This window comes from Streptomyces sp. NPDC047117, from assembly GCF_040643545.1.
In the GTDB taxonomy this organism is placed as follows: domain Bacteria; phylum Actinomycetota; class Actinomycetes; order Streptomycetales; family Streptomycetaceae; genus Streptomyces.
On record NZ_JBEYUN010000031.1, the window covers coordinates 57,267 to 64,603 of the forward strand.

4 protein-coding genes are annotated in these 7,337 nt (G+C 72.5%); 3 read left to right on the top strand and 1 reads right to left on the bottom strand.

Features of this window, described 5'->3' with window-relative positions:
* Positions 1-288 precede the first annotated feature (288 nt).
* Entirely contained in the window at positions 289-1,764 is a 1,476-nt protein-coding gene (locus ABZ840_RS35920) for a SpoIIE family protein phosphatase (RefSeq protein ID WP_361567702.1), read from the top strand.
* 212 nt (positions 1,765-1,976) lie between these two features.
* Here the strand turns inward: ABZ840_RS35920 and ABZ840_RS35925 are convergent, their stop codons facing one another.
* Complete coding sequence (locus ABZ840_RS35925; protein ID WP_361567698.1) at positions 1,977-3,461, bottom strand: hypothetical protein; 1,485 nt, start codon at positions 3,459-3,461, stop codon at positions 1,977-1,979.
* 234 nt (positions 3,462-3,695) lie between these two features.
* Here ABZ840_RS35925 and ABZ840_RS35930 point away from each other — a divergent pair, with 234 nt between their 5' ends.
* The gene (locus ABZ840_RS35930; RefSeq protein ID WP_361567700.1) at positions 3,696-4,829 is read left to right on the top strand and encodes an aminoglycoside phosphotransferase family protein; all 1,134 of its coding nucleotides are present in this window, start codon (positions 3,696-3,698) and stop codon (positions 4,827-4,829) included.
* A gap of 493 nt (positions 4,830-5,322) precedes the next feature.
* The gene (locus ABZ840_RS35935) at positions 5,323-7,212 is read left to right on the top strand and encodes an N-acetylmuramoyl-L-alanine amidase (RefSeq protein ID WP_361567704.1); all 1,890 of its coding nucleotides are present in this window, start codon (positions 5,323-5,325) and stop codon (positions 7,210-7,212) included.
* Positions 7,213-7,337: the final 125 nt, after the last annotated feature.

The following is a 7,337-nucleotide window of genomic DNA, read 5'->3' on the forward strand; positions in this document are numbered from 1 at the left end:
CATTCTTGCCGGTGTCCGCGGGCCGTATGCGTCGTTCACCGGAGTGGATCGGCGGAACGACTGCCGTACGGCGGCCGAAGCCTAGCCCGGAGTGACGGATTCCGCAGCGCCCGGGAGGGTTGCGGAGGCGCAGCCGGAGGCATATGCCATGTGCACCACCGTATCGGGTCATGCCAAATCCCTTACGCGCGGTCGCAGCCTGTGCAACAGTCGTTACCGGCCCTTCCGTCAGACATGGCCGACAAGGCCGGAGACATGGCCGAGCGCCGCCTGATATCGGAGTACGTCATGCCGTCCCATCTCTTCGCGGACCATCATCACGCGCAGCCGCCCGAGCGCGGCGCGGTCGACGCACTCATTTCGCAGGCCCGCCGGCTCCGTGGCGGTCTGGACGCCGTACGCCGTGAGACAGCGGCGGGCGGGCTGCCGGACGAGGACGCCCGGCTCCGGTGGCAGCGGGCGCTGTGCGACCTCGCCGTCCACCACCTCGAGGACCTCGGCGGACATCTGGACCAGCTGAGAGAGGGCCTGCCGGCCGGGCCCGCCGACGAGACCGACGACGCCCTGCCGCAGCCGGCGGCCCCGCCCGACCCGGACCCCGAGGCCCGGGCCCGCGGCTCGCTGCTGAGCCGGGTGGGCAGCGCGGAGTGGAATCTGCTCACCGACCGGGTCAGCTGGTCCGAGGAGCTGTTCGGGATCTTCGGCCGGGACCCGGCCGACGGGCCGCTCACGCTGGACGAGCTGCCCTCCCTGATCTTCTCCGACGACCAGCCCCAGGTGACCGCGATGGTCACGGACTGTCTGGTGGACGGCAAACCGATCGACGGCGAATTCCGCATCGTGCGCTCCGACACGAGCGTGCGCACGGTGCACATGGTGGGCGAGCCGGTGCTCGACGCCGACGGCAGCACTGCCTGCATGTGGGCCGTGCTGCGGGACGTCAGCGAGCTGCGCCGCAGCCAGAGGGCGGTGCGCGAGACCCGTGACTCGCTGCAGCGCCAACGGCACATCGCGCAGACCGAGCACCGGCTTGCGGTCGAGCTGCAGGAAGCCGTGCTGCCGCCGTGGCGCGGCTCCCTGCGGTTCCCGCAAGGCGGCCCGGCCGCCCTCGACCTGGCCGCCCATTACCTCCCCTCCGGGTCCAGCGCCCTCGTCGGCGGCGACTGGTACGACGCGCTGCAGCTCCCCGACGGGCGGACGCTGCTCAGCGCCGGCGACCTCACGGGACACGGCGTCACCGCCACCTCCGGCATGGCGATGCTCCTCGGCGCGCTGCGCGGCATGGCCGTGTCGGGCCAGGAGCCGGGCCCCCTGATGGGCTACCTCAACCAGCTCCTGGACGCCTCGGCGCAGCCCGTCCTGGGCAGCGCGGTGTGCTGCCGCTTCGACCCGGCCACCCGCAGGCTGGACTGGGCGCAGGCCGGCCACCCCGCCCCGCTGCTCTTCCGGGACGGGCGAGGACGGGAGCTGCAGCCGCCCGAGGGCGTGCTGCTGGGCGCGACCTCACACGCCGCGTACGCACAGCGCAGCGAGCAGCTGGCCCCCGGCGACCTGCTCGTGCTGTACACCGACGGCCTGGCGCCCCGGCGCAGTACGCACGGCACGGACAGCGCACACGAAAGCGCGGACCGGCTGCTCGCCCTGGCCCCGCGGTTCGCCGAGGCACGGAGCGCGCAGGACAGCGTCCGTATCGCCGTCGAGGAGTTCGGCAACGCCGAACGGGAGGACGACGGGTGCGTGTTGATCGCCAGGATCTGCGACTGACCGCTGCCGGGTGACGGTGGACAGCCGCTGACAGGCGCCTGAGTACGTACACCGCTGCTCGGGCACGCACGACGGTGGGCTGCTGACGGAAGCACGACGCAGTTGACGGCAGAACGGCACAGTGGAAGGCGCCCCGAGGTCTTGGGGGCGTCTTTCACGCTGTTCCGGACCCGTTCCCCAGCTGCTGCGGCCGGGGAACGGCAGGCGGCCGCTCAGGCCCGCCCGTTGCGTTCCTTCGGCTTCTTCTGCTTGGGCAGCGCCAGCTCGATCTCCTCGCGCAGCGCCTGCACCTTGGGGTAGTCGGCGTACTGCCCCGTGAGGCGGTACATCTCGCGCAGCCGGTCCCAGGTGCGGTGCGAGGAGTTCTCCCCGATCGACACCAGGGCCAGCCGGGCGTACCGGTCCGCCTGTTCGGGATCGTTGGCGATGAACAGGGCGGAGGCCAGCGACAGGTAGTCGAAGATCTGCGAGCGCTGGTAGCCGTCCCGGCGCAGCGCGAGCGCCTGCTGGGCGTGGCCCTGGGCGATCTTGGCCGCCTTGGGGTCGTGGTCGGCCAGCGTGCGGTACGCCAGGGCCTGCATGCCGTGCATATCGGCCTCGTCGAAGCTCTGCATCCAACTGGGCGGCGGCACGTCCCGCTTGTCCGAGACGAACAGCTCCTCGGCCTCCCCGAGAGTGCGCCGCATCGCCTGCCCCTGGCCCTTCGAAGCCTGCGCCCACGCCTCGATCGTGTGCAGCATCGCACGCGTGCGCGGCAGGGTCTCCTCGCCGGAGCCGGACTGGGCGAGCTTCATCAGGTCCAGGGCGTCGTCGGGACGGCCCAGGTGGACCATCTGCCGCGCCGCACGGGAGAGCGCCTCCCCCGCGCGCGGCCGGTCGCCGCCCTCGCGCGCCGCGTGCGCGGCGATGACGAAGTACTTCTGGGCGGTGGGCTCCAGGCCCACGTCGTGGGACATCCAGCCGGCCAGTACGGCCAGGTTGGCCGCCACACCCCACAGCCGCCGCTGGAGGTGTTCGGGGTGGCGGTAGGAGAGCATGCCGCCCACCTCGTTGAGCTGGCCCACCACCGCCTTGCGCTGCAGCCCGCCGCCGCGGGCCGCGTCCCAGCGGCGGAAGACCTCCACGGAGCGCTCCAGGGCGTCGATCTCCTGGGAGCCCACGGGTGCCGCTTCGTAGCGGTCCATGCCGGCCTGGTCGAGGGTGCGGACGGAAAGGGGGTTGTCGGTACTGGGTGCGTCGGCTGCCAGTGCCGGGTCGGCGTGCAGCCAGTCGTGCATGGCGCTGCTGAGCGCGGAGCCCGCGGCGAGCGCCGCGCCCGCGCCCACCAAGCCGCGTCGGTTGAGCATGAGGTCCATTCCCGTGAATTCCGTGAGGACCGCGGCTGTACGGTCGGGCGGCCACGGCAGGCCGTCGGCGGCCTGCCGCTTCCCCGCGCGCCCGGAGCGTGCAAAACCGAGGTCCTCGATGGTTACGACACGGCCGAGGCGCTCGGTGAACAGGGATGCCAGGACTTTCGGCACGGGATCGCGGGGGGTCTCCCCCATGTCGATCCAGCGCCGTACTCGGGACGTGTCGGTCGCCAGCTGCGGATGCCCCATGGCCGCCGCCTGCCGGTTGACCAACCTCGCCAGCTCGCCCTTCGACCAGCCGGCGAGCTGGAAAAGGTCCGCGAGACGGGTGTTCGGCTCCCTGTTCACGTCAAGCCCCCAGGTTCCTCGACTGAGTTGACAGTAACCGGCCGTCATGTGCCGGGCGAGCATTCGCCAGGGTTCGCCAGGGTGCGCCAGATGGTCTGCCACCCGTAGTCGCGTGTTCTGTAGAGATGCAGCCCCCGGCCCGGTGGCGGAAACGCATTCCCCAGGGTGTCGCAACCCTCACCGGGCCGGTGGCGCACCGCCACTCGTCGGCGCACGAAGGGACCTCATCCACCCATGTACGCAGCATCGTCCGCCGCGACCGCCCCGCCCCGGCCGCACCGACCGCAGCCCGCGGGCAGCGGTCCGTATCTCGATCCCGCCCACTCCTCGGGAATGGCCGCAGGGCCCGCGGGCGGCCGTCTGAGGCGGGCGCAGGGGCCCGGACCTCAACCGCTCAGCGGGAGACTCGACTTGTCCGGCCCTCAGGGCGCGCAGCTGCGCGCGGCGGTCGCCTCGGTGCAGCGCATCTGCCCGGAGTTCAATCCGGTCCAGGTGCTGCGGCGGGGTGGGAAGTCCGTCCTTCTCGTCGGTACGACCGGTCGTACGACCGCGGTCGCGAAGGTTTTACTGGACCACTCGCCGGCCTGGGTCGAGCGCTTCCGGCACGAAATAGCGGCGTATCGCGCCTTCGTCCGCCACCGCCCGCCGGTGCGCGTGCCGAGGTTGGTCGCCGCGGATCCTGACAACTGCACCCTGGTCGTCGAGCGGATGCCCGGACGGGTGGCCGCCGTGCAGCGCCACCCCACCGAAGCGCCGCCGCGTGCGGACATCCGGGCCGCGCTCGGCGCGGTATGCCGGATCAACCTCTGGCGTCCGCCGGCCGGCATGTTCGACGCGCCGCTGGACTACGCGAACCGCATCGGGCGGTACCACGATCTCGGTCTGCTGACCGACCGGGACCTCGGGGACCTGCAGAAGCTGATGCACGGCCTGGCGCACTCCACGGGCCAGTTCTGCCACGGTGACGCGCTGCTGAACAACGTCCTGCTCTCCCCGGCCGGCCCGGTGCTGCTGGACTGGGAGCACGCCGGCTGGTACCTGCCGGGTTACGACCTGGCGACCCTGTGGTCGGTGCTCGGTGACGCACCGGTCGCGCGCCGGCAGATCAGCCAGCTCGCGCAGGCCGCGGGTCCCGCGGCCCGGGACTCCTTCCTGGTCAATCTGATGCTGGTGCTGACCCGGGAGATCCGGCGCTACGAGACCGCGGTGCAGCGGACCATGCGGGAAGAGGTACCGTCCGGCGCCTCCGGCCCGGGACAGCCGGGAGCGCCCGCCGCGGGCGAGGAACAGCGTCTGCTGCTGCGGCGGCTGCACGACGACGCCCAGATGGCGCGGCGTGCGGTGCGGGCGGCGGTCGGCACCCGCTGATCCGCTGACGGGGGGACGAAGCGGCGCGCCTGTGCTGGGGCGCGCCGCTGTCGTATGCCCACGCCGCCGCGGAGAGGGGTGGCGTACGGCTTCGCACGGGTGGCGTATCGATGTGGTCTGCGGGGCATCACCCACACGCACCACGCGACGGTGCGGAACCCGAGGTCCACCGGCTCGACGCTTCCCGAAATTGGTCCACACCACTGACGCGCCCCAGGCCCCGGGCCCGGCGCGCGAAAGCCTTCCGGGCCCGCGCCCACCTGCGGAATCACCCGGTTGCCGGGTGATTGACGGATCGTCGGGGAACCGATACCTCTTGTCGGGTTCCCGCACGCCCAGCGGCGCACCATCCGCCACACCGCCCGGTACGGGCCGGCCCGAGGAGGCTGCATTGCGAGGATCCGCCCCCGTCGGCGTCGCCAGACGCGACGCCTTCCGCACCCGCAGAACGACGAGGAGGGCGGCGACCGCGGTCGCGGCGACCGCCCTCCTCCTGCCATTGGTATCGGCCGCGCCCACCGCCACCGCAGGCTCGGACACCGGCTCGCTCCAGCGCGCCTTCGCCGACGCCGCCGCCCGGTACGACGTGCCGCAGAGCGTGCTGCTGGCCGTCTCGTACCTGGAGTCCCGCTGGGACGGCCACCGGGGCGCGCCCAGCGTGGCCGGCGGCTACGGCCCCATGCACCTCACCGACGCACGGACCGCGCTCGCCAGGGAGGCGCCGCACCACAGCGAGGGCACCGAGGACGCCCGCGGCGACTCCGCGCGCGCCCGGAAGACCGCCGAGGCGAAGCTGCCCGCGGCGTCCGAGCTGCCGGCCCGGCTGAAGACCCTGCCGAAGGCCGCCGCGCTCACCGGCCTGCCGGCGCGCGAGCTGCGGGAGAACCCCGCGGCGAACATCAGCGGCGGCGCGGCCCTCCTCTCCGACCAGCAGCGCCGGCTCGGCCTGAAGCCGAGCGCGGACCCCGCCGACTGGTACGCCGCCGTGGCCCGCTACTCCGGCGCGAGCGACGCCAGGAGCGCCACGGTCTTCGCCGACCAGGTCTACGACGTGCTGCGCGGCGGCGCGTCCCGGACCACCGACGCGGGCCAGCGCGTCACCCTCGCCAAGTCCCCCGGCCTCTCCCCCGACCGCGCCCAGACCCGCGTCCTGGGCCTGCGCAAGGCGTCCGGGGGCCGGACCGAGTGCCCGTCGAGCGTGGCGTGCGAGTCGGTGCCCGCCCCGTACCAGAAGCTCCCCGACGACGACTACGGCAACCACGACCTGGCGGACCGCCCCGAGGACCAGAGCGTCGACTACATCGTCATCCACGACACGGAAGCGACGTGGGAGACGACGCTGAAGCTGGTCCAGGACCCGACCTACGTGTCCTGGCACTACAGCCTCCGGTCCTCCGACGGGCTGATCGCCCAGCACGTCCCGACCAAGGACGTCGGCTGGCACGCGGGCAACTGGTACATCAACTCCCGCTCCATCGGCCTGGAGCACGAGGGCTTCCTGGTCGCGCCGGACGCCTGGTACACGGAGGCGATGTACCGCACGTCCGCGAGGCTGGTGCGGTACCTGGCGCACAAGTACGACATCCCGCTGAACCGGCAGCGCATCCTCGGCCATGACAACGTGCCGGGCACCACCACCGCGTCGATCAAGGGCATGCACACCGACCCGGGCCCCTACTGGGACTGGGACCACTACTTCGCCCTGCTGGGCCGGCCGTTGACGCCCACCGCGGGCCCGCGCGGCGGTCTCGTCACCATCGACCCGGTCTACGAGATGAACGAACCGGCGTACACCGGCTGCGAGAAGGCCGGCCAGCCGTGCGCCCCGCACGGCTCGGGCGCGGTGCGGCTGCACTCCGCGCCCAGTGAGGACGCCCCGCTGGTGAAGGACGAGGGGCTGCACCCCGGGGGCGCCGACTCCACCATCGGGGTGAACGACACCGGCGCCCGCGCCAGCACCGGCCAGCAGTTCGCCGTCGCGGACCGCGAGGGCGACTGGACGGCGATCTGGTACCTCGGCCAGAAGGCGTGGTTCGAGAACCCCGGAGCGGAGCCCACCGCGGTGAACGCCAGGGGCTGGGTCGCCACGCCCAAGAAGGGCCGGACGGAGATCCCGGTCTACGGCCGGGCGTATCCGGAGAAGGAGGCGTACCCGGCGGACGTCCCGGTCCAGTCGGTCTCGCCGCTGCCGTACTCCCTCAAGGCCGGCCAGCGGTACGCGATCGGCGGCCGGACGCACGGCGAGTACTTCTACGCGCCCACGTTCGACACGAGCAAGCACGCCGTCGTGCGCGGCAAGGACGTGTACTACGAGATCCAGGTCGGCCACCGGGTCGGCTACGTCCGGGCGGCGGACATCGACGTCCGCTGGTCCGGCCGCTAGCAATGCCGCGGCGGCCGGCGGGGCCCCGAGAACGGGCCACTCCGTGCACCGGGCGATCGCGCGGATGACCAACATCAAGTTCTTCAAGTGGCTCTTCGGTGACAGCTCCTACATCGTCCACTACC

Excerpts from the sequence above, each read along its gene's own strand:
- ABZ840_RS35920 (WP_361567702.1), top strand. The coding sequence starts at position 289 with ATGCCGTCCCATCTCTTCGCGGACCATCATCACGCGCAGCCGCCCGAG.
- ABZ840_RS35930 (WP_361567700.1), top strand. The coding sequence starts at position 3,696 with ATGTACGCAGCATCGTCCGCCGCGACCGCCCCGCCCCGGCCGCACCGA.